This is a genomic window from Xanthomonas sp. NCPPB 1638 (assembly GCF_041475635.2).
Taxonomy (GTDB): Bacteria; Pseudomonadota; Gammaproteobacteria; order Xanthomonadales; family Xanthomonadaceae; genus Xanthomonas; species Xanthomonas cucurbitae.
The window spans coordinates 2,476,979-2,497,596 of the sequence record NZ_CM192984.1 but is presented as its reverse complement, the minus strand read 5'-3'; the positions used below and the strand labels follow the sequence as shown (position 1 = coordinate 2,497,596).

The 20,618-nt window shown below is 67.7% G+C and carries 18 protein-coding genes and 1 tRNA gene; 11 read left to right on the top strand and 8 right to left on the bottom strand.

The window, feature by feature from the left end:
* The first annotated feature begins 131 nt into the window (after positions 1-131).
* The 6 genes from ACCQ13_RS10800 to ACCQ13_RS10775 all read left to right on the top strand — a co-directional run bounded on the left by ACCQ13_RS10800 (position 132) and on the right by ACCQ13_RS10775 (position 5,830).
* Positions 132-2,069 carry a heme lyase CcmF/NrfE family subunit gene (locus ACCQ13_RS10800; RefSeq protein ID WP_159407176.1) on the top strand — a complete coding sequence of 646 codons (1,938 nt, stop codon included), beginning with the start codon at positions 132-134 and terminating at the stop codon, positions 2,067-2,069.
* Positions 2,062-2,664, top strand: a complete 603-nt coding sequence (locus ACCQ13_RS10795) for a DsbE family thiol:disulfide interchange protein (RefSeq protein ID WP_104603257.1) — start codon at positions 2,062-2,064, stop codon at positions 2,662-2,664. The genes ACCQ13_RS10800 and ACCQ13_RS10795 overlap by 8 nt, the downstream gene beginning before the upstream one ends.
* Positions 2,661-3,095: a cytochrome c-type biogenesis protein gene (locus ACCQ13_RS10790; RefSeq protein WP_167526897.1), complete on the top strand. Its 435-nt coding sequence runs from the start codon at positions 2,661-2,663 to the stop codon at positions 3,093-3,095. Before ACCQ13_RS10795 ends, ACCQ13_RS10790 begins: the two co-directional genes overlap by 4 nt.
* A complete protein-coding gene (locus ACCQ13_RS10785; protein ID WP_167526896.1) occupies positions 3,095-4,108 on the top strand; it encodes a tetratricopeptide repeat protein in 1,014 nt (337 codons plus the stop codon). The genes ACCQ13_RS10790 and ACCQ13_RS10785 overlap by 1 nt, the downstream gene beginning before the upstream one ends.
* A gap of 130 nt (positions 4,109-4,238) precedes the next feature.
* The gene (gene metX / locus ACCQ13_RS10780; RefSeq protein WP_159407174.1) at positions 4,239-5,441 is read left to right on the top strand and encodes a homoserine O-acetyltransferase MetX; all 1,203 of its coding nucleotides are present in this window, start codon (positions 4,239-4,241) and stop codon (positions 5,439-5,441) included.
* An 89-nt stretch (positions 5,442-5,530) separates the two neighbouring features.
* Positions 5,531-5,830 carry a DUF1294 domain-containing protein gene (locus tag ACCQ13_RS10775; protein WP_159407173.1) on the top strand — a complete coding sequence of 100 codons (300 nt, stop codon included), beginning with the start codon at positions 5,531-5,533 and terminating at the stop codon, positions 5,828-5,830.
* 53 nt (positions 5,831-5,883) lie between these two features.
* Here the strand turns inward: ACCQ13_RS10775 and cydC are convergent, their stop codons facing one another.
* Positions 5,884-7,560 (bottom strand): thiol reductant ABC exporter subunit CydC, encoded by a 1,677-nt coding sequence (cydC, locus tag ACCQ13_RS10770; protein ID WP_159407172.1) that lies wholly within the window; start codon positions 7,558-7,560, stop codon positions 5,884-5,886.
* Entirely contained in the window at positions 7,557-9,329 is a 1,773-nt protein-coding gene (cydD, locus tag ACCQ13_RS10765) for a thiol reductant ABC exporter subunit CydD (RefSeq protein ID WP_104603252.1), read from the bottom strand. The genes cydC and cydD overlap by 4 nt, the downstream gene beginning before the upstream one ends.
* A 109-nt stretch (positions 9,330-9,438) precedes the next feature.
* Here cydD and ACCQ13_RS10760 point away from each other — a divergent pair, with 109 nt between their 5' ends.
* The 5 genes from ACCQ13_RS10760 to ACCQ13_RS10740 all read left to right on the top strand — a co-directional run bounded on the left by ACCQ13_RS10760 (position 9,439) and on the right by ACCQ13_RS10740 (position 13,878).
* Positions 9,439-11,037 carry a cytochrome ubiquinol oxidase subunit I gene (locus tag ACCQ13_RS10760; RefSeq protein WP_159407171.1) on the top strand — a complete coding sequence of 533 codons (1,599 nt, stop codon included), beginning with the start codon at positions 9,439-9,441 and terminating at the stop codon, positions 11,035-11,037.
* 16 nt (positions 11,038-11,053) lie between these two features.
* On the top strand, positions 11,054-12,205 hold the full coding sequence (gene cydB / locus ACCQ13_RS10755; protein WP_104603250.1) for a cytochrome d ubiquinol oxidase subunit II: 1,152 nt from the start codon (positions 11,054-11,056) through the stop codon (positions 12,203-12,205).
* 76 nt (positions 12,206-12,281) lie between these two features.
* Positions 12,282-12,392, top strand: coding sequence for a cytochrome bd-I oxidase subunit CydX (gene cydX / locus ACCQ13_RS10750; RefSeq protein WP_104603249.1), 111 nt, complete (start codon positions 12,282-12,284; stop codon positions 12,390-12,392).
* A gap of 58 nt (positions 12,393-12,450) precedes the next feature.
* Positions 12,451-12,527: transfer RNA gene (locus ACCQ13_RS10745), tRNA-Pro, on the top strand.
* A gap of 85 nt (positions 12,528-12,612) precedes the next feature.
* Positions 12,613-13,878, top strand: coding sequence for a CynX/NimT family MFS transporter (locus tag ACCQ13_RS10740; RefSeq protein WP_104603248.1), 1,266 nt, complete (start codon positions 12,613-12,615; stop codon positions 13,876-13,878).
* Here ACCQ13_RS10740 and ACCQ13_RS10735 read toward each other — a convergent pair.
* The 6 genes from ACCQ13_RS10735 to ACCQ13_RS10710 form a co-directional block, all read right to left on the bottom strand.
* The gene (locus tag ACCQ13_RS10735) at positions 13,859-15,772 is read right to left on the bottom strand and encodes a CocE/NonD family hydrolase (RefSeq protein WP_104603247.1); all 1,914 of its coding nucleotides are present in this window, start codon (positions 15,770-15,772) and stop codon (positions 13,859-13,861) included. The genes ACCQ13_RS10740 and ACCQ13_RS10735 overlap by 20 nt on opposite strands.
* Before the next feature lie 269 nt (positions 15,773-16,041).
* Positions 16,042-17,286 (bottom strand): glutamate-5-semialdehyde dehydrogenase, encoded by a 1,245-nt coding sequence (locus tag ACCQ13_RS10730; protein WP_104603246.1) that lies wholly within the window; start codon positions 17,284-17,286, stop codon positions 16,042-16,044.
* Positions 17,287-17,438: 152 nt separating this feature from the next.
* Positions 17,439-18,599, bottom strand: a complete 1,161-nt coding sequence (gene proB / locus ACCQ13_RS10725; protein ID WP_104603245.1) for a glutamate 5-kinase — start codon at positions 18,597-18,599, stop codon at positions 17,439-17,441.
* A gap of 10 nt (positions 18,600-18,609) precedes the next feature.
* Positions 18,610-18,870 carry a YciI family protein gene (locus ACCQ13_RS10720; RefSeq protein ID WP_104603244.1) on the bottom strand — a complete coding sequence of 87 codons (261 nt, stop codon included), beginning with the start codon at positions 18,868-18,870 and terminating at the stop codon, positions 18,610-18,612.
* Complete coding sequence (locus tag ACCQ13_RS10715) at positions 18,867-19,226, bottom strand: cupin domain-containing protein (RefSeq protein ID WP_104603243.1); 360 nt, start codon at positions 19,224-19,226, stop codon at positions 18,867-18,869. Before ACCQ13_RS10715 ends, ACCQ13_RS10720 begins: the two co-directional genes overlap by 4 nt.
* Positions 19,226-20,521 carry an argininosuccinate lyase gene (locus tag ACCQ13_RS10710; protein WP_159407170.1) on the bottom strand — a complete coding sequence of 432 codons (1,296 nt, stop codon included), beginning with the start codon at positions 20,519-20,521 and terminating at the stop codon, positions 19,226-19,228. Before ACCQ13_RS10710 ends, ACCQ13_RS10715 begins: the two co-directional genes overlap by 1 nt.
* Between the last annotated feature and the right edge of the window lie 97 nt (positions 20,522-20,618).

Sequence of the window (20,618 nt, the reverse complement as noted above, 5' to 3'; positions counted from 1 at the left end):
GACCGGGGACCGGGGACCGGGCACCCGGGAAAAGCGCCTCGCAGCGGTTGACCCTTGCACGCATCCCAGCCGCGCCAGGAATCGTGTATTTCCGGGCTCCCCGGTCCCCGGTCCCCTGTCCTGGCTCTCCCATGCTTCCTGAGCTCGGCACCTTCCTGCTGGTCCTGGTCTTGCTGGTCGCGCTGGTGCAGGCCGCCTTGCCGCTGGCCGGCGCACAACGCGGGCATGCCAGCTGGATGGCGGTGGCGCGGCCGGCGGCGCTGGTGCAGCTGGGCCTGATCGCCACGGCCTTCGCGTTGCTGACGCATGCCTTCCTGGTGCAGGACTTTTCGGTGCGCTATGTGGCCGAAAACTCCAACAGCCTGCTGCCGTTGATCTATCGCTATTCGGCGGTGTGGGGCGCGCACGAGGGCTCGCTGCTGCTGTGGACGCTGGTGCTGGCGCTGTGGACCGGCGCGGTGGCGCTGTGGTCGCGGCAATTGCCGGCGCAGGTGGTGGCGCGGGTGCTCGGGGTGATGGCGCTCATCAGCGTGGGTTTCCTGGCGTTCCTGCTGTTCACCTCCAATCCGTTCGCGCGCCTGCTCCCGGTGCCGCCCGAAGGCGCCGATCTCAATCCCCTGCTGCAGGACCCGGGCCTGATCATCCACCCGCCAATGTTGTACTGCGGCTATGTCGGCTTTGCGGTGCCGTTTGCCTTCGCCATCGCCGCGCTGCTGGAGGGGCGGATGGACGCGCGCTGGCTGCGCTGGACCCGGCCCTGGACCAACGTGGCCTGGGCCATGCTCACCGTGGGCATTGCGCTGGGCAGTTGGTGGGCGTACTACGAGCTGGGCTGGGGCGGCTGGTGGTTCTGGGACCCGGTGGAAAACGCCAGCTTCATGCCATGGCTGGTCGGCACTGCCCTGCTGCATTCCCAGGCAGTCACCGAAAAGCGCGGCAGCTTCGCCAGCTGGACGCTGTTGCTGGCGATCGCCGCCTTCGCGTTGTCATTGCTGGGCACCTTCCTGGTGCGCTCGGGCGTGCTGACCAGCGTGCATTCGTTCGCCGCCGATCCGTCGCGCGGCGTGTTCATCCTGGTGTTCCTGCTGGCGGTAGTGGGTGGCGCGTTGCTGCTGTACGCGATCCGCGCGCCGCGCCTGGCGCCCGGTAACGACCCGCGCCGCGCGTTTGCCGGCAGCTCACGCGAGACGCTGCTGCTGCTCAACAACCTGCTGCTGACCTGCGCCTGCGCGATGGTGTTGCTGGGCACGCTGTACCCGCTGCTGGCCGATGCGTTGGGGCTGGGCAAGCTGTCGGTGGGCCCACCCTACTTCGGCACCTTGTTCGTGGTGTTGATGGCGCCACTGGTGGCGTTGCTGCCCTTTGGCCCGCTCACGCGCTGGCAGCGCGAACAGGCCTCGCGCCCGCTGGCCCTGCTGGCGCCCTGGGCCGGCCTGGCGCTGGCCGCCGGCGTGCTGGCCTGGTGCATGGCACCGCAGGGGCAGCTGAAGGCAGCCATCGGCGTCACTGGCGCGGCGTGGGTGCTGTTCGGCACGCTGCGCTTCCTGTGGACGCGGCGTGCCGCCAAGGGCCGGCGATTCACTGCCGAGATGCTGGGCATGGCGCTGGCGCACCTGGGCGTGGCGGTCTTCCTGGCCGGCGCGCTGCTGGTGGAATCGCTGAGCTTGCAGCGCGAGGTCGCGTTGGCACCCGGCCAGCAGATCGAGATCGGGGGGTACGCGCTGCACTTCGAGAATCTGGAGGAACTGCGCGGGCCGAATTACCTGTCCGACCGCGCCAACCTGCAGGTGTTCAAGGACGATGTGCCGGTTGGCATGCTGCATGCCGAAAAACGCCGCTACGCCAGCGGCTGGCAGACCCTGACCGAGGCGGCGATCCGCCCTGGCCCGTTTGGCGACCTGTATGTCGCCCTTGGCGAACCGCTGGGCAACCAGGCCTGGGCGGTGCGCGTCCACCTCAAACCGTTCGTGCGCTGGATCTGGCTGGGAGCGCTGCTGATGGCGCTCGGCGGCCTGGTCACCGCAGCCGACCGGCGTTTTCGTCGTCCTGTGGAGATCCAAGATGTCTGAGTCACGTTCGCCCCGCCTGCCCACTGCGGTTCTCGTGGGCGCCATCGTGCTGCTGCTCGCCCTGGCGGCACTCTTGGTCTATGCGGTGGTGCGCTCCGGACAGGGCGATCGCGATGCCCTGCCCTCGGCGCTGATCGGCAAGCCGGCGCCGGAGTTCGCGCTGCCGTTGCTGCACGACCCCAGCATCGTGGTGCACGCGCGTGAGCTGCGCGGCGCGCCCTACATCATCAATGTGTGGGGCAGCTGGTGCCCGGCCTGCCGCGAAGAACACCCGGTGCTGAGCAAGTTTGCGCTGACCAAGCGGGTGCGCGTGATTGGCTACAACTGGAAGGACGAGCGCGCCGATGCCCTGCGCTGGCTCGAGCAATTGGGCAACCCGTACCTGCTGGTGGTCGCCGACGTGGACGGGCGCACCGCCATCGACTTCGGCATTGCGGCGGCGCCGGAAACCTTTCTGGTCGACGGGCGCGGCGTGGTGCGCTGGAAATACAGCGGCATGCTCACCCAGTCCATCATCGACACCCAGCTGATTCCGGCATTGAGCCGGATCGAACGCTCGCCCACCGCCGCCCCGGACCTGCACGCCAAGCCATGAGCCGCGCCTGGCTGCTGACGCTGCTGTTGCTCCCCTGGCTGGCCGTGGCCCAGCCGGTGGGCGATCACGCGCCGCCGCATTACCGTTCCGCCGCCGAGGAGGCGCGCTTCCACGCGCTGACCGCCGAGCTGCGCTGCGTGCAATGCCAGAACCAGTCGCTGGCCGATTCCAACGCGCAGATTGCGCAGGATCTGCGCCGCGAAGTGCTGGCGCTGATGCAGCAGGGCCGCAGCGATGCGCAGATCCGGCAGTTCCTGGTCGCGCGCTACGGGCAATTCGTGCTGTACCGGCCGCAGGTGGAATCGCGTACCTGGTTGCTGTGGTTCGGCCCGTTGCTGGTGTTGCTGCTGGGCGGCACGGCGGTGGTCATGGTGGTACGCCGCCGCAGCGCCGCCGCGCCCGCGCTGCCGCCCGACGAGCAGGAGTGGTGATGGTCGATTTCGTGATGGCGGTGGTGGTCGTTGCGCTGCTGGCCTTTGGCGTGGCGTTGCGGCCGCTGTGGCGGCAGACGCGCGGGCTGGCCGCCAGCGTGGCGGCGCTGCTGCTGGCCGCCAGTGCAGCGCTGTACTGGTTGGTGGGCACGCCGGGCGCGATCGCGCTGGCCGCCAACCGCCCGGACACGCCACGCACGCTGGAGGAGGCCATCGTGCAGCTGCGCGCCGCCCTGGCGCGCAATCCCGACCAGGCCGAAGGCTGGGTGCTGTTGGGACGTTCGCTGTCCAGCCAGCAGAAATTCGCCGACGCCCGCGATGCCTTTGCGCGCGCGGTGGCGCTGCGGCCGGATGAACCGGACGTGCTGGTGGCGGCCGCGCAGGCGCGCATGCTCGCCGACGGCAGCGGCCGCCCGGATCCGCAGGCGATGCGCCTGCTCGAGCATGCGCTCAGCGTGCAGCCGGACCACCAGCGCGCGCGCTGGTTTCTGGGCGTGGTGCAGCGCCAGGCCGGCCAGCCGGCCAAGGCCAGCGCCACCTGGAAGCCATTGCTGCAGGTGGTCGACGCCAGCACCCGCCCTGGCCTGCTTGAGCAGATCAACGCTGCACGCCGGGAAGCCGGGCTTGCAGCCCTGCCGACAGCGCCCGACAGCGGCGCCGATGCGGCAGCCGGCAAGCGCATCAATGTGCGCATCGCGCTGGATGCGGAATTTGCCAAACGCGCCGCGCTGCCCGGCGACACCAGCGTGTTCGTGATCGCCCGCGCCACCGACACCCCGATGCCGGTGGCGGTGGAAAAACACGCCCTCAGCGAACTGCCGCTGACCATCACCCTGGACGACGGCGACAGCCCGATGCCCACCCGCAAGCTGTCGTCGCTGGACAGCGTGCAGGTGCTGGCACGGCTGTCGCGCACTGGCAACGCAATGCGCCAGGCCGACGATGTGGAAAGCACGCCGATCAGCGTGCAACTGCCCGCCAACGGCCCAGTAGAGCTGGTGATCGGACGCTGATCGCAATCGATATTGCGTCCCTCGACCGTCACGGAATTCAAGGTTGCTCAAAGTGCCCTCACTGGCATTGCCAGAGCACAGCCAGTCGCTCCTCTCGATTCCCGATTCCCGATTCCCAATTCCCACCCCCATGACCGAATTCATCCCCACCGGCACGTTGCTCCACGCCCTGCCCTCGCCGTTTGCAATGAAGCGCGGCGGCGTGCTGCATCAGGCGCACATCGCCTACGAGACCTGGGGCACGTTGGCCGCCGATCGCAGCAACGCGATCTTGATCGTCACCGGGCTGTCGCCCAACGCGCATGCCGCCGCCAACCAGGCCAACCCGGAACCGGGTTGGTGGGAAGCAATGCTGGGGCCGGGCAAACCGATCGACACCACACGCTGGTTCGTGGTCTGCGTCAATTCGCTGGGCAGCTGCAAGGGTTCCACTGGACCGGCCTCGATCGATCCGGCCACCGGCGAGCGCTATCGGCTGGGGTTTCCGGATCTGTCGATCGAAGACGTGGCCGATGCCGCCGCCGATGTGGTGCGTGGGCTGGGCATCGCGCAACTGGCCTGCCTGATCGGCAACTCGATGGGCGGCATGACCGCGCTGGCGCTGCTGCTGCGCCACCCCGGCATCGCGCGCAGCCATATCAACATCTCCGGCAGCGCGCAGGCCTTGCCATTCTCTATCGCCATCCGCTCGCTGCAGCGCGAGGCGATCCGGCTGGACCCCAACTGGAACGGGGGCCATTACGACGATACCCACTACCCGGAATCGGGCATGCGCATGGCACGCAAACTCGGCGTCATCACCTATCGTTCGGCGCTGGAATGGGATGGGCGCTTTGGCCGCGTGCGGCTGGATTCCGAGCAGGCCGACGACGATCCGTTCGGGCTGGAATTCCAGGTGGAAAGCTATCTGGAAGGCCACGCACGCCGCTTCGTGCGCTTCTTCGATCCCAACTGCTATCTGTACCTGAGCCGCTCGATGGACTGGTTCGACCTGGCCGATTACGCCGAACCCGCAGTGGGCACACAGGTGCCATTGGCTGCCGCCCGCAACACCAGCCACCCCCTCGGCAACGCGTCGGCAAGCCAGGGCTCCAGCGATGGCGAGGTGCTGGCCGGCCTGTCGCGCATCCGCATCGCGCGCGCGTTGTCGATTGGTGCCAACACCGACATCCTGTTCCCGGTGCAGCAACAGGAACAGATCGCCGATGGCCTGCGCGCCGGCGGCGCCGATGCCCGCTTCATCGGCCTGGATTCGCCACAGGGCCACGACGCCTTCCTGGTGGATTTCGCCCGCTTCGGCCCGGCGGTCCGCGACTTTCTGGACGCCTGCTGATTGCCAGGTCCAGGTCCAGACCACGGCCACCACAAACCGCCAGCAGTGCGCTGCCGCGGCGGCTCCTGGCCGGCCTGTTCGCTGTGGGGATGCTTGGCCTGGTGCTGGCCGATCGGCTGCCGGCTGCGATCGCACTCTGGTACGCGGCAACCTGCATTGCCGCGCTGATCGCCTATCGGCTGGACAAGACCGCCGCCATGCGCGGCCAGCGCCGCACCCCGGAAGCGGCACTGCATGCCATCGCACTGCTCGGCGGTTGGCCCGGCGCAGTGCTGGCGCAATCGCTGTTCCGGCACAAGACCGCCAAGATCTCGTTCCAGATCGCGTTCTGGGCCAGCGCGCTCGCCAACGCTGCGGCACTGGCCTGGGCGGTGTATCTGACAAGGTGAGGGGCATCGCCCCCTGCGTCGCGCGCGCAGCGGCGCATCCATTACGATGCCGCTCAATCCGGCGGCTGCAGCACTCCGCCGCGCATGCGGTAATGCCGGTGCACGACACCGGCGGGCACGCTGTCGTGGGTAATCATCACCAGGCTGCGCTCGCCGAGCGCGGCGGCCAGATCCAGCAGCAAGGCGTGGGCGGTATCCACATCGAGCCCGTCGGTGGGTTCGTCCAGCAGCAGGATGGGTGCATCGCGCAGCAAGGCGCGCGCCAACGCCAGGCGGCGTGCCTGGCCGGCAGACAGCGTGGCGCCATTCTCGCCAACCCAGGTCTCCAGCCCGTTCTGCGCGCTGGCCCAGTCGCGTAGACGCACCTGGTCGAGTACGGCCCACAATGAAGCGTCGCTGGCGGCGGCGTCGCCGATCAACAGGTTCTCGCGCACGCTGCCGGCAAACACCGGCGCATGCTGCGGCAACCAGGCAATGCGCTGATGCCAGTGCGCCTGCGCACACCGCTGCAGATCGATGCCCGCGTAGCTGACCTGCCCGGCCTGCGGATCCCACAGCCGCAGCAGCAGCGCCGACAAGGTACTCTTGCCGCTGCCGCTGTCGCCGCTGATGGCGATGCGCTCGCCGGCTGCCAGGCACAGGTCGACTCCGCGCAGCACCGGACGCACGCTACCGGGCCAGGCGAAGCACACCTGTTGCAACTGCAGCGTGCCCGTGCACGGCACCTCGGCGGGCTGGGCCGGGTCGCTGACCGAGGGTGCCTGATCGACAATGGCCTGCAACCGCCCGGCCGCCACGCACGCGCTCTGCAGCGCCTGCAGGGCCAGCCCGGCGCCGGCCCACACGTCCAGCAACGCCATGGTGAGAAACACCAGCGCGGCCGCCATCTCGGCAGTGATCGCGCCCTGCTCGGCGGCGCGCAGTGCCAGCCACAGCATGCCGGCCAACCCGATGCCGCCGCAGATCGCATGCAGCAGGTTGCCGCCGATCAACCGCCGGCGCTGCAGGCGATCGCCGTCGCCCAGCGCCGCAGAGTCCGCATCGACCTGCTGCAGCCAGGCATCCTGGGCGTTGACCGCAGCCAGATCCGCTGCGCCTTCCAGGCCCTCGAATACCCGCGTCCGCAGCTGCGTGCGCTGGCCTGCGCGCAGTTGCTCGCGCTGCGCGCCGCCGCGTGCCACTTGCCATGGCAGCAGCCCGCCGATCGCCACACCCAAGGTCAGCAGCAATAGCGCCGCAGGCGGATGGATCAAGGCGGCAGCCACCATGCCAGCCACCCAGATGCCCAGCAATGCCGCCAGCGGCGCCAGCGCGCGCACGCTCACGCCATCGACCTCGCCGATGTCGGACATCAGCCGCGCCAGCAGATCGCCGGTCCGCGTGGCCGACAGGCGCCCCGGTGCCAGCGGCAGGGCGCGGCGGAAGAACCACACGCGCAGATCGCGGGCGATACGCAAGGTGGCATCGTGGCCGATCAGTTTTTCGCCATAGCGCGACACGATGCGCGCGAACGTCAGGGCGCGGATGCCGGCCGAGGGCGAAAAGAAATTGAAGCCGGCGCCCATGCCGACCACGCCGGCCAGGGCGGCAGCAGTCAGGAAGCCGCCAGACAAGGCCAGCAGGCCTACCCCGGCCAGCAGGGTGACCAGCACCAACAGTGCCGATAGACCCAGCCGCCAGGCATGCCGGGCGAAGACGTCGCGCAGACGGTCGTGGCGTGCAGCGCTCATGACAGCTGCGCTCCCACACTCGCCCCGCGCAGGTCGATCACCGTATCGGCCCATGCCATCACCGCCGCGCTATGCGTGGCCAGCACCAGCGCACGGCCGCGTGCGAACACGCCCAGCGAGCGCAGCAACTCTGCTTCGGTCTCCGGGTCGAGGAAGGCGGTGGGTTCGTCCAGCAGCAACACCGCCGGCTCGCGCAGCAGCAGCCGCGCCAACGCAACGCGACGCGCTTCACCACCGGAGAGCCCGAAACCACGTTCACCGATCACCGTGTCCAGGCCCTCCGGCAGCTGCGCGGCAAAACGCATCACCTGCGCAGCCTCGGCCACGGCATGCAGCCGCGCGTCGCTGGCCTGCGGGTCGGCCAGGCGCAGATTGTCGGCAATGCTGCCGTGGAACAGGTATGGCCGTTGCGTGGCATAGCCCACCCGCGTGCCGGGGCGCAGCACCAGGCTGCCCGCTTCCGGGGTGAGCCAGCCGGCCAGGCCTTCCAGCAGCGTGCTCTTGCCGCTGCCGCTGGCGCCGATCAGCGCCACCCGTTGCCCGGGTTCCAGCACCAGCGAAAACCGCTCGACCACCACCTGCGGCGCGCCGGGAGGACGCAACGCCAATTCGCTCGCCTGCAGCAAGGGCATCTGCGCCGGCGCTGCGGCAGCAAGCAGCGGCATCGCCACGCGGGTTGCAGCGTCGTCTGCAAAGCCTTCCAGCAAGCGCTCAGCCTCGGCCACGGCGGCCAGCGCATTGGCGCGGTCGTGGTAATGGGCGGCCAGCCGCCGCAGTGGCGCGAAGAATTCCGGCGCCAGCAACAGGCAGAACATGCCGGCGCCCAGCGTGGGCAGGCCGTGCAGATCGAGCATGCCCAGATAGCTCAGGCCGAAGTACAAGGCCACGATCGCCACGCTCACCGAGGCAAAGAACTCCAGCACGGTGGAGGACAGAAACGCGATGCGCAGCACTTTCAGCGAACGCTCGCGCACGCCCTCGGCCGCGGCGCCAATGCCGCTCAATTCGGCCTGCCCGCGGCCATACACGCGCAGCAGGCCCAGACCCTTGAGCCGGTCAGCGAAGTGCCCGCCCATGCGGGCCATCTCGCGCAATTGCTCGCGGCCGGCCGCTTCGGCGCCCCAGCCCACCAGCATCATGAAGAACGGAATCAGCGGTGCGGTCAGCAGCAATACCAGGCCCACCACCCAATCGATGGAGAACACCGCGATCAGGATCAGCGGCGGCACCAGCCGCATTTCGGTCCGCGCCAGCTGGTAGCCGACAAAATAGCCTTCCAGCGCATCGGTGTGCGCCAGGCTCAGCTCGCCCAGCTCGCCGCTGCGTTGCCGGCGCAACCACACCGGCCCGTGCTGCACCAGGCGGCGAGCGATGCGGGCGCGCAGTTCCCGCTTGGCGACATCGGCCACCTCGCCGGTCAGCGACTGCGCCCAGGCCGTCAGCAGCGCACGGCCGAACACCGCCAGCAGCAGGCCAGCACCCGCCTCGCGCAGCTGCGACAGTGCCAGATGCTGCACCAGTACCGCCTGCAGCAACCAGGCAATGGTCCCCGCCTGTGCCAGCAGCAGCACACCCGACAACGCTATTGCCACGCCGGCCAGCCGGCGCTGACGGGTGGCCGAGACGGCGAGCGCGTCCAGCCGTTGGCCGCGCTGTCGGCGCTGGGCGGGCGTGTCGCTGGCTCCTGCGCCGGGTTGGCTCACATCGCGTTCCGAAAACTGCTCGATAGTGCCATTGTAATGGTCTCCTCCCCCGGTCGGGACGGGCATTTTGCCGCACTGTCTCCCAGCCGCATTGATCTGGATCAACGCGCAGGGCGCGGCAAGCGCAGATGATTGATGCAACTCCTTCATCGACACCCAACCAGGCCCGCCCGCCATGATCGACTCGACCGTTGTTGAACTGTCGCGGCTGCAGTTCGCAATCACCGCGATGTACCACTTCATCTTCCCGCCACTCACCATGGGCTTGTCGTTCCTGCTCGGCATCATGGAAAGCGTCTACGTCATGACCGGCAAGCAGATCTGGCGGCGCATGACCATGTTCTGGGGCGTGCTGTTCGGCATCAACTTCGCCATGGGTGTCGGTACCGGCATCGTGATGGAGTTCGAGTTCGGCATGAACTGGTCGTACTACAGCCACTACGTGGGCGACATCTTCGGTGCGCCGCTGGCGATCGAAGGGCTGATGGCGTTCTTCCTGGAAGCGACCTTCCTGGGCCTGTTCTTCCTGGGCTGGGACCGGCTGAGCAAGGTGCAGCACCTGGTCGTCACCTGGCTGGTGGCGCTGGGCAGCAATTTCTCGGCGCTGTGGATCCTGATCGCCAACGGCTGGATGCAGAACCCCGTCGGCGCGGTGTTCAACCCGGACACCATGCGCATGGAGGTGGTGGATTTCGTCGCGGTGCTGTTCAACCCGGTGGCGCAGGCCAAGTTCGTGCACACCGTCAGTGCCGGCTACGTGCTGGGCGCGGTGTTCGTGATGTCGATCAGCGCGTTCTACCTGCTGCGCGGCAAGCATTTGGAGATGGCGCGTCGCTCCTTCGCGGTGGCCGCAGCGTTCGGCCTGCTGTCGTCGCTGTCGGTGGTGGTACTGGGCGATGAAAGCGGCTATGCGGCCAACGAACACCAAAAAATGAAGCTGGCCGCGATCGAAGCGATGTGGGAGACCGAAGCCGCACCAGCCGACTTCACCGCCTTCGGCATCCCCAACCAGCAGACCCATCGCAACGATTACGCGATCAAGATTCCCTACCTGATGGGCCTGATCGCCACCAGATCGCTGGATACGCCCATCCCCGGCATCATGGAACTGGTGGAACGCACCGAACACCGCATCCGCGGCGGCCAGATCGCCTACGGCGCACTGCAACGCATTCGTGCCGACAAGAACGATGCCGAAGCACGCAAGGTCTTCGATGCGCATTGGCAGGACCTGGGCCACGGCCTGTTGCTCAAGCGCTACCGCGACGATATCGGCAATGCCTCCCCCGAACAGATCGCGCAGGCGGCGATGGACACCGTGCCGCGGGTGCTGCCGCTGTTCTGGACCTTCCGCATCATGGCGGCCATCGGCATCTATCTGATCGCCTTCTTCGCGGCAGCGTTCTGGCTCGCCTGCAAGCACAACTTCCAGGAAAAACGCTGGTTCCTCACGCTGGCGGTATGGACCTTGCCGCTGCCGTGGATTGCGATCGAATGCGGTTGGTTCGTTGCCGAATACGGCCGCCAGCCATGGGCGGTGGAAGGCGTGCTGCCGACGTTCTACGCGGCCTCCGGGCTGGACCTGTACGAGATCGTGCTGACCCTGGTGGGCTTCACCGCGCTGTACACCACGCTGCTGGTGATCGCGATCAAGTTGTCGCTGAAGACCATTCGCAAGGGATCGGACGTGTTGTTCCCGCCAGCCCCGGCGAACGACGCACCCGCACGCAATGCTCCGCCCAGCCACGGCGCCGTGGCCGGCAGCGCCCCGTAATCGAAGGAGAGACCTCATGGATTTCGTTTTGCTCGACTACGCCACCTTGCGCGTGATCTGGTGGCTGTTGCTGGGCGTGCTGCTGTCCGGCTATGCGGTGATGGGCGGCTTCGACCTGGGCGTGAGCGCGCTGCTGCCGTTCGTTGCCAGCGACGATGTACAGCGCCGGCTGGTGATCAACACCATCGGCCCGGTCTGGGAGGGCAGCCAAGTCTGGCTGATCCTGGGCGGCGGCGCGATCTTCGCTGCGTTCCCGCCATTGTATGCAGTGAGTTTTTCCGGGTTCTACCTGGCGATGTTCGTGATCCTGTTCGCGTTGATCCTGCGCCCGGTGGGCTTCAAGTTCCGCGGCAAGCTTCCCGATCAACGCTGGCGCGACACCTGGGACTGGGCCTTGTTCGTCGGCGGCTTCATTCCTGCGCTGATCCTGGGCGTGGCGGTGGGCAACGTGCTGCTGGGCGTACCGTTCCACTTCGACGACAGCATGCGTACGTTCTACACCGGCAATCTGCTTGGGCTGCTGTCGCCGTTCGCGTTGCTGGCCGGCCTGCTCAGCGTGGCAATGTTGCTCGCCCATGGTGCGGCCATGCTGGTGCTCAAGACCGATGGCCCGGTGGCCGAACGTGCCGCGCGCCTGGGCAGTATTGCCGCGTGGTGTGCGGTGGCCTTGTTCGCCGCAGGCGGTGCCTGGGTGGCGCTCGGCCTGCCCGGCTATGCGGTGACCTCGGTCCTGCCGACCGATGCGCAGTCCAATCCGCTGGCCAAGACCGCGGCGCTCACCGCCGCCGGTGGCTGGCTGCACAACTACCACAGCATGCCGGCAACCTTGCTGGCGCCGTTAGTGGGACTGCTGGGCCTGGCGATGAGCGCGCTGCTGTTGCGTGCGCGACGCGGCGGCCTGGCCTTCATCGCCTCCGGCAGCGGCATTGTCGGCATCATCTTCACCGTGGGGTTTGCGCTGTTTCCGTTCCTGCTGCCCTCCTCCACCGCACCCAGCGCCAGCCTGACGCTGTGGGATGCCTCCAGCAGCCGGCTCACGCTGTGGATCATGCTGCTGGCCACCACCGTGTTCATGCCGATCATCCTGGCCTACACCGCCTGGGTCTATCGCGTGCTGCGCGGCAAGGTCACTGCCGACCAACTGTCGTCCAATCCCAACGCTTACTGAGTCGCGTTGGTGCGGCAATGCGCAGGCGTCGCTGCAACCTGGCTTCTCACTTTCATCCACTTCAAGGAGCACACCGATGTGGTATTTCGCCTGGATTCTCGGCACCGGCCTGGCTGCACTGGCCGCCGTGCTCAACGGCATGTGGTTCGAAGCGCGCGAGCAGGAGCAAGGTCAACCGCCGCAGTAAAAAGTTGCGTCAAGTGCTTGCCGATTACGCACTGCCTATGTAACATACGCGGCTCCTTCGGGGTGTAGCTCAGTCTGGTAGAGCGCTACGTTCGGGACGTAGAGGTCGCAGGTTCGAATCCTGTCTCCCCGACCAGTTTCAAAACACAAAACCGGCCTCGCGCCGGTTTTGTGTTTTCAGGCGCCGCTGCACGGATGTGCACGGTGCGGATGGTCCTTGCATGTCTGTTGTTACTGCCACGCTCTCCCCGTCCGCCCAGCTGCGTGGTCGCGGGCTGGTGCTGGCCGCCATTCTGCTGTCGGCCTTCAACCTGCGCACGGCGGTCACCTCGCTGACGCCGCTGCTGGAACGCATCGCCGATGAGTACGCCTTCGGGGCGCCGACCATGGGCGCGCTGGGCATGTTGCCCACCGCCGCGTTCGCCCTGACGGGCGTCGCCACGCCTACGGTGTTACGCCGCGTCGGCCTGCTACAGACGGCGATGCTGTCGATGGCCCTGGCCACGCTTGGGCTGGTCCTGCGGCCGCTGCTGCCGGGCACCGGCGGGTTGCTGGCAGGCTCGCTGGTGGCGCTGGCCGGCATGGGCATGGGTAACGTGGTACTGCCGCCGTTGGTGAAGCGCTATTTCGGCGACCGCGTGGGTCGGGTCAGCACGCTCTACATCACTGTGTTGCAGGTGGGTACCTTGCTGCCGGCCTTGCTGGCAGTCCCGGTGGCCGACGCGCTGGGCTGGCGCAGTTCGATGGTGGTGTGGGTGCTGCCGGCCCTGCTGGCATTGGCCGCCTGGGCTTTGGTGCACACCAGTGCGGGGCATCTGCGTGCTACCGGCCCCGCCGCGATCACCCCGACCCCCGAAGCCGAAGGCCGCGTTGCGCGGACGGCCCTGGGCTGGGGCATGGCAGTGACCTTCGGCATGACCTCGCTGGTCACCTATTCGATGTTCACCTGGCTGCCCACGCTGCTGCGCGAAGCCGGCGGCTCGCCCGCCTTCGGCGGCACCATGGTGGCGCTGTTTTCGGCGTTGGGCATGGTCGGCGGGTTGACCATGCCGGCGCTGGCGGTGCGCATGCGCAATCCTTTCCCGATGGTGCTGGGGTGCGCGAGCTGCCATCTGTTCGCGTTCGCCGGGCTGTGGTGGGCACCGCTGGCGGCGCCGGTGCTGTGGGTGACCCTGCTCGGGCTGGGCTCCAGCACATTCCCGTTGGCGCTCGTGTTGGTCAACCAGCGTAGCCGCACCGCTGCCGGCTCGGCGGCGCTGTCGGGGTTTGCGCAGGGCGTGGGCTATACGGTGAGCTGCCTGGGACCGTTCCTGTTCGGCTGGCTGCACGCGCACAGCGGCGGCTGGGCGTTTCCGTTCGTCTTCCTGGTGATCTGTATCCTGATCCAGCTGGTGGCCGGCTGGGTGGCCTGCCGCCCGCAGTTGCTGGAAGACAGCTGGGCGCCGCCGGCACGCGGCGCCCGTGCGGTCAGCGCACCGGCAGAGTGATGTAGCTGGGCTGGTCGGGCGTCACATAGACGCGCTGGGTGGCCTTTTGGTAGTCGCCCGGCTTGGCGAAGAAGATGTTCGGCACATAGGTCTGCGGGTTGCGGTCGTACAGCGGAAACAGGCTGGACTGCACCTGCACCATGACCCGGTGGCCGGGCTGGAAGATGTGGTTGGCGGTGGGCAGACCGAACTCGAACGCCAGCGGCTGATTGGGCGCCAGCGGCTTGGGCGCGCTGAAACTCTCGCGATACCGTCCGCGGAAGATCGCCAGCGACACCGGCAGTTCATAGCCGCCCATCTTCGGGCTGGACGCCATCTCATCCGGATACACGTCGATCAACTTCACCACCCAATCGCTGTCGCTGCCGCTGGTGGAGGCCTGCAGATGCACCTGCGGCGCGCCGGCAATCTGCAGCGGCGCGGTCAGCGGCTCGGTGACGAAGGTCAGCACATCCGGACGCCCGTCCACGAAACGCTGGTCGTGCACCAGCCAGGTGGTCCACATGCTGCGGTCAGCGAAATCCACCGGGCGCGGCACGAACGGTACCGGCTTGGCCGGATCCGAGACGTATTCTTCGAAGCCCGGCTGCCCGGCGGCCGGTGCCTGGAACGACAGCTTGCCGCCGGCCTGCAGATACAGCGGCTTGCTGGTTGCCGCGCAGCCCTTGGCGCAACTGCGCGGCCAGGACTGCAGGCGGTCCCAATGGTTCTCGCCGGTGTTGTAGATGAACACCGGTGGCGTGCTGGCCTTGGGCGCGCCGTCGACCAGGTATTGGTCGAAGAACGGGCGCAACACCTCGGAACGGAACTGCCGCGCGGTATCGCCGTTGAAGTTCAGCGCGCCCAGCGAGCTGCCGTCGTAGTTCACCTGGCTGTGCCGCCACGGGCCCATCACCAGATAGTTGAGCGTATTGCCTTTATCGCGCGGTTCCATCGCCGCGTAGCTGTGGATCGCGCCCCACATGTCTTCCTGGTCCCACAGCCCCTGCAGCCACATCGTGGGCACCTTCAGCGGCGTGCGCGCCATCACCTTGTCCAGCGCCTGCTCCTGCCAGAACGCATCGTAGGCGGCGTGTTCGGTGAGCTTGTGCCACCACGGCAACTGCTCCAGACCGGCCGCCTTGGCGAAGTCGCCGGCCGAGCCGGCACGCAGGAAGTTGCTGTAGTCGTCATGCCCCTGCCGCGCGATGCCGGTGCCCTTGCCGCGCTGGGCAAGCTGGCCGGTGAAGTAGTCGAAGTTCACCTGGCGGAACGCGCCGTAGTTGAACCAGTCATCGCCCATCCAGCCGTCGATCATCGGGCTTTCCGGCACTGCCACCTTGAGCGCCGGATGCGGGTTGGTCAGCGCCATCACCACGGTAAAGCCCTCGTACGAGGACCCGATCATGCCAACCTTGCCGTTGGATTCGGCGACGTTCTTGACCAGCCAGTCGATGGTGTCCCAGGCGTCGGTGGCATGGTCCACCTCGCTGGAATTGAGCGGGCCGCGCAGCGGCCGGGTCATCACGTAGTCGCCCTCCGAGCCGTACTTGCCGCGCACGTCCTGGAACACCCGGATGTAGCCGCCTTCGACGAAGACATCATCGCCCTGCGCAAGCAGGTCCTTCATGTGCGGCGAGGCCATGCGCTCGGTCCGCCCGCTGGCGTCGTATGGCGTGCGCGTCAGCACCATCGGCGCCTTGTGCGCGCCCTTGGGCAGCACGATCACGGTGTGCAGCTTGACCCCGTCGCGCATCGGGATCATCACCTCGCGCTTGATGTAGTCGTTGGCGGCATCGCTCGCGACGAAGGGCTTGCCGGTGATGTCCGGCGTCATCGCCGCAGTCTGGGCGAAGGCGCTGCCGGTGGCGGCGGCAATGGCGGTGGCGAGCAGGCAGGCGGCAAGACGGCGCATCGACGACTCCGGATAGCATGGTTGGGGGGCAATTGCCGACTGTAGGCAAGCCCGCGCCTGCCGGGGGAGTGTCAAAGGTCGTGGTTGGTGGATTGGCGCCAGCGCCAGGAGAGGCGGCATGCGGGTAGGCTGGCCTGACCGACCAAGGTCAGGGGAGCGGAGGGTGACGCGCCGCCTGACCACGCCTGCGGCGCGCGTTGATGCCTTGCGCGCGCGTACTGTCGATCAGCGCCGGAGTGCAGCGCCTTCTGCTGCGCGCCAGCCAGCGCTCAGTGCCGGACCTGACCTTCGCCGCGCACCACGAAGCGCTCCACCGTCAAAGCCTCCAGCCCCATCGGGCCATAGGCATGCAGGCGCGTGGTGGAGATGCCGATCTCCGCACCCAGACCGAGCTCGCCGCCGTCGGAGAACCGCGACGAGGCATTGACCATCACCACCGCCGCGCGCAATGCCTGCACAAAACGTTCGGCATTGGCCGCATCGCCGGTGGCGATCACTTCGGTGTGGTCCGAGCCGTAGGTGTGGATATGCGCCAGCGCGGCGTCCAGATCCGGCACCACCCGGATCGCCAGGATCAGGTCGAGAAACTCGGCGGCGTAGTCTGCCTCGCTGGCAGGGGCAATGTCCGGCAGCAGCGCACGCGTGGCTGCATCGCCACGCAACTGCACCTTGCGCGCCTGCAGGGCGTGGGCAGCCAGCGGCAGAAAGCGGTCTGCCACATCGGCGTGCACCAGCAGGGTTTCCAGCGCGTTGCAGGCCGAGGGGCGGCTTGCCTTGCCATCGACCAACAGGCGCACCGCCAGCTCCAGGTCGGCCGAGGCGTCCACGAACAGATGGCAGACGCCTTTGTAGTGCTTGATGACCGGCACCCGCGCGTGTTCGGCGACGAAGCGGATCAGGCCCTCGCCGCCGCGCGGGATCGCCAGGTCGACGATGTCGGTCAGCTGCAACAACTCCAGCATGGTCTCGCGGCGCAGGTCCTGCACCAGCGTCAGGGCTGCCTCCGGCACTTCTGCCGCGCGCAAGGCACGCTGCAAGGCCTGCGCGATCGCGGTGTTGGAATGGATCGCTTCCGAACCGCCGCGCAGGATCACGCCGTTGCCGGCCTTGATGCACAGCGCCGCCGCATCGGCGGTCACGTTGGGACGCGCTTCGTAGATCATCGCGATCACGCCCAGCGGCACGCGCACCTTCTGCACCCGGATGCCGTTGGGACGGGTGTCATCGCGGGTGACCTGGCCGACCGGATCGGGCAGCTGCGCCACCTCGCGCAATGCGGCAGCGATGCCAGCCAGGCGCTTGTCGTCCAGCGCCAGCCGATCGAGCATGGCGGTGCCGGTGCCCTTGGCGCGCGCAGCATCGAGATCGCGCGCATTGGCGGCAAGGATCGAGGCTGTGTCGGCTTCCAACGCGGCAGCCATCGCCTCGAGCAGATCCTGCTTGGCCTGCGCGGAAAGCTGCGAAAGCACCTGCGCGGCATCACGACATTGCAGGGCGAGGGATTTGATGGTCATTGGGGGAATCGGGAGTGGGGAATCGGGAATGGTAAAAGCGGGCGCCACCACTTTACGGCAACGAAATCGGCAGCGGGAAAGTCAGCTGGAAACGCTGTTGCGATTCCCGATTCCCGATTCCCGATTCCCGATTCCCGATTCCCGATTCCCGGCTACAAAAGCACCAGGTCGTCGCGGTGCACCACGTTCTCGCCGTAGCTATACCCAAGCACGTTGTCGATCTCGCGCGAATGGCGGCCGGCGATGCGGCGGATATCCAGCGCCGAATACTGGCTGACCCCGCGCGCCAGACAGCGCTCGCCGTCGGCGTCGCGCAGGCGGATCTCCACCATGTCGCCGCGACGGAAATCGCCTTGCGCACCGGCCACGCCGCCGGGCAACAGCGAGGCGCCCTTCTCGCTCAGCGCGGTGGCCGCGCCCGCATCGATCAGGATCGCGCCGGCTTCCACCGGGGCATGCCGCAGCCAGTACTTGCGTGCGGCAATGCGCGTGCGCGCGGCGTGGATGCGGGTGCCGCGCAGGCGGTCCTGCGCCAACCCACGCACCACCTCGCCACTGCGTCCATTGAACAGATAGGTTTCGATACCGGCTGCGCCGGCCTTGGCGGCAGCCTCTAGCTTGGTGCGCATGCCGCCGGTGCCCACGCTGCTGCCGCTGCCGCCGGCCATCGCCAATACCTCGGGCGTGAGGTCGGGCACCTCGTCGAGCGCGCGCGCCATCGGGTTGCTGCGCGGGTCGGCGCTGTACAGCCCGTCGATGTCGGTCGCGATGAACAAGGCATCGGCATCGACCAGCGCAGCGACGATCGCGGCCAGGTTGTCGTTATCGCCCAGCTTGAGCTCGTCCACCGACACGGTGTCGTTCTCGTTGATCACCGGCAGCGCACCCAACCGCAGCAGTTCGCCCAGGGTGGCGCGCGCATTGAGGTAGCGGCGGCGGTTGCGCAGGTCGTCGTGGGTGAGTAGCACCTGCGCCACCGGGCGTTCGAAGAAGCGCTGCCACAGTGCGATCAGTTGCGCCTGCCCGAGCGCGGCCAGCGCCTGGCGCGCGGCGATCGGCGCACCGATCTCGGCGGCCTTCGGCAGGATTGCGCGGCCGGCAGCCACCGCGCCGGAGGACACGATCACCAGTTCGCGCCCGGCTGCCAGATTGGCCGAGACGAACTGTGCCAGCCCCAGCGCAAAACGCGGCGACAGGCCGCCGCCATCGGCGGCGAGCAGGCTGCTGCCAACCTTGAGGACCGCGCGTCGCCATGGCGGCAGCACTTGCTCGATAAACGGGGACACGGCATCCGCAGCCGGTGAGGTCGTCATGGGCGCGGCCTCAGCGGATGGTCCATTCGTGCACGCTCAGCTCGGAGGCCTGCAGGGTCGCCAATGGATCGCTGGCAACGATGGCCTGCGCCTGCGCCAAGGTGTCCACATTGCACAGCACATAGGCACCGCCGCTGCCGTCGGTGAACCCGCCGGTGAGATGCAGCTTGCCCTGTGCCCGCAGCGCCTCCAAGAAGTCGCGATGCGGCTGGATGGCGGCATCGTTGAAACTGGGCAGGCGCATGGCCAGGACCAGATAGAGCGTTGTCATTGCGGAAATTCCTCAGTGGCCGCATAGCGATCGCCATGGCTATGCGGCGAAGACACCACCAGGAAGCGCACATCGGCCATCGATGCGTTGCGCATCTGGTGAGCCGCGCCGGGCGGCACATGCAGACCATCGCCAGCGCGCAACACATGCGCGGTGCCGTCCAGTTCCAGCACCGCCTCGCCGTCGAGGACGCGGAAGAACTGCCGCGCGCGCAGGTGCCGGTGGCAGGTTTCGCTGGCACCGGGCGGCATGCGCTCCTCGATGACGCTCAAGTCCGGCACATCCAGCAAATGCCAGCCATCGCAGGTTCCACCCCAGTGGTAATGCGGGGCCGAGGCACGATTGACGACGCTCATCAGACCAGCGCCTGCCAGCGTGCCCGCAACACATCCAGCTGCAGGTCTGCCGCCGCACCGGGCGAGACGCGTGCAGCCAGGCTGCCTTCCGGCGTGCGCCCCTGCCCTGCAGTGTCCGAGGCTTCGGCGGCGGCCTTGTAGGCATCGCGGAACGGCACCCCGGCCACCGCGGCTTCCACCGCCACATCGGTGGCATACATGCCCGAATCGATCGCCGCCTGCAGCTTGTCCGGACGCCATTCCAGGTTGGCCAACAGCGCCGGCAGCAATTCCAGCGCGGCCAGGCCGCGGCCGAAACCGTGCACGATGGCGCCCTTGCTGCTCTGCAGATCGCGGTGGTAACCGGACGGCAGCGACAGCAGCTGTTCGATCTCGGTACGCGCCGCCGCCACGCTGGCGTGGGTGGCGCGCATCAATTCGATGACATCGGGGTTGCGCTTGTTGGGCATGATCGAGCTGCCGGTGGTGTACTGCGCCGGCAACGCGACAAACGCGAACTCGCCGCTGGTGAACAGCGACAGGTCCCAGGCGATACGCCGCAGATCCAGCGTTGCGCTGCCCAGCGCCTCGAGCGCGGCCAGCTCGTACTTGCCGCGCGAAAGCTGCGCATAGATCGGCGAGACCTGCAGCCGCGCGAATCCCAGCGCGGCGGTGGTGTGCGCACGATCCAACGGCAGATTGACGCCGTAACCGGCCGCGGTACCGAGCGGATTGCTGTCCACCAGCTGCAAGGTGGCGTTGGCGCGCACCGCGTTGTCGATGAAGGCCTCGGCCCAGCCGGCCCACCACATGCCCGCCGAAGACACCACCGCCCGCTGGATATGCGTGTAACCAGGCACCGGCAACGCCGCCTCGACCTGGGCGCGGTCCAGCGCCACCTTGGCGATCTCGCGACTGAGTTCGGCCACGCGCTGCAACTTGTCCTTCAACCACATACGTGTGGCTACCAAGATCTGGTCGTTGCGGCTGCGCCCGGTATGGATCTTGCGGCCGGCATCGCCCAGGCGCTCGGTCAGGCGCGCTTCGATGGCCGAATGGCAATCCTCGTACTGCTCGTCCAACACGAAGGCACCGCTGCGGAAATCATCGGCCAACACCGCCAGCTCGCGCTTTAGACCGGCCAGCTCGTCGGCGTCAAGAATGCCGATGTGCTGCAGGCCTTGCGCATGCGCCGTGCTGGCAGCGATGTCGTACAGGAAGAACTCGCGGTCCAGGATCACGTCGCCGCCGGCCAGGAAGGCCTGGATCTTGGCGTCCACCGCCAAACCGGGTTTTTGCCACAACAGATTGGTCATCGGAAAGCGTCTCAAGATAAATCGTCTGATTTAAACCCCCGCACATGGATGTGCGGGCTCTTGCGAGGGACTCGCATCATAGAGGTGCGGGCTTTTG

What these genes read in the sequence shown, in the direction of transcription:
- cydC (WP_159407172.1), bottom strand. Translation starts at nt 7,560, where the DNA reads ATGAGCGCTGCACGCCACGACCGTCTGCGCGACGTCTTCGCCCGGCAT.
- ACCQ13_RS10730 (WP_104603246.1), bottom strand. Translation starts at nt 17,286, where the DNA reads ATGACCATCAAATCCCTCGCCCTGCAATGTCGTGATGCCGCGCAGGTG.
- ACCQ13_RS10720 (WP_104603244.1), bottom strand. Translation starts at nt 18,870, where the DNA reads ATGACAACGCTCTATCTGGTCCTGGCCATGCGCCTGCCCAGTTTCAAC.
- ACCQ13_RS10785 (WP_167526896.1), top strand. Translation starts at nt 3,095, where the DNA reads ATGGTCGATTTCGTGATGGCGGTGGTGGTCGTTGCGCTGCTGGCCTTT.
- proB (WP_104603245.1), bottom strand. Translation starts at nt 18,599, where the DNA reads ATGACGACCTCACCGGCTGCGGATGCCGTGTCCCCGTTTATCGAGCAA.
- ACCQ13_RS10710 (WP_159407170.1), bottom strand. Translation starts at nt 20,521, where the DNA reads ATGACCAATCTGTTGTGGCAAAAACCCGGTTTGGCGGTGGACGCCAAG.
- cydD (WP_104603252.1), bottom strand. Translation starts at nt 9,329, where the DNA reads ATGCCCGTCCCGACCGGGGGAGGAGACCATTACAATGGCACTATCGAG.
- ACCQ13_RS10715 (WP_104603243.1), bottom strand. Translation starts at nt 19,226, where the DNA reads ATGAGCGTCGTCAATCGTGCCTCGGCCCCGCATTACCACTGGGGTGGA.
- metX (WP_159407174.1), top strand. Translation starts at nt 4,239, where the DNA reads ATGACCGAATTCATCCCCACCGGCACGTTGCTCCACGCCCTGCCCTCG.
- ACCQ13_RS10775 (WP_159407173.1), top strand. Translation starts at nt 5,531, where the DNA reads ATGCTTGGCCTGGTGCTGGCCGATCGGCTGCCGGCTGCGATCGCACTC.
- ACCQ13_RS10790 (WP_167526897.1), top strand. Translation starts at nt 2,661, where the DNA reads ATGAGCCGCGCCTGGCTGCTGACGCTGCTGTTGCTCCCCTGGCTGGCC.
- ACCQ13_RS10740 (WP_104603248.1), top strand. Translation starts at nt 12,613, where the DNA reads ATGTCTGTTGTTACTGCCACGCTCTCCCCGTCCGCCCAGCTGCGTGGT.
- ACCQ13_RS10735 (WP_104603247.1), bottom strand. Translation starts at nt 15,772, where the DNA reads ATGCGCCGTCTTGCCGCCTGCCTGCTCGCCACCGCCATTGCCGCCGCC.
- ACCQ13_RS10760 (WP_159407171.1), top strand. Translation starts at nt 9,439, where the DNA reads ATGATCGACTCGACCGTTGTTGAACTGTCGCGGCTGCAGTTCGCAATC.
- ACCQ13_RS10800 (WP_159407176.1), top strand. Translation starts at nt 132, where the DNA reads ATGCTTCCTGAGCTCGGCACCTTCCTGCTGGTCCTGGTCTTGCTGGTC.
- cydX (WP_104603249.1), top strand. Translation starts at nt 12,282, where the DNA reads ATGTGGTATTTCGCCTGGATTCTCGGCACCGGCCTGGCTGCACTGGCC.
- cydB (WP_104603250.1), top strand. Translation starts at nt 11,054, where the DNA reads ATGGATTTCGTTTTGCTCGACTACGCCACCTTGCGCGTGATCTGGTGG.
- ACCQ13_RS10795 (WP_104603257.1), top strand. Translation starts at nt 2,062, where the DNA reads ATGTCTGAGTCACGTTCGCCCCGCCTGCCCACTGCGGTTCTCGTGGGC.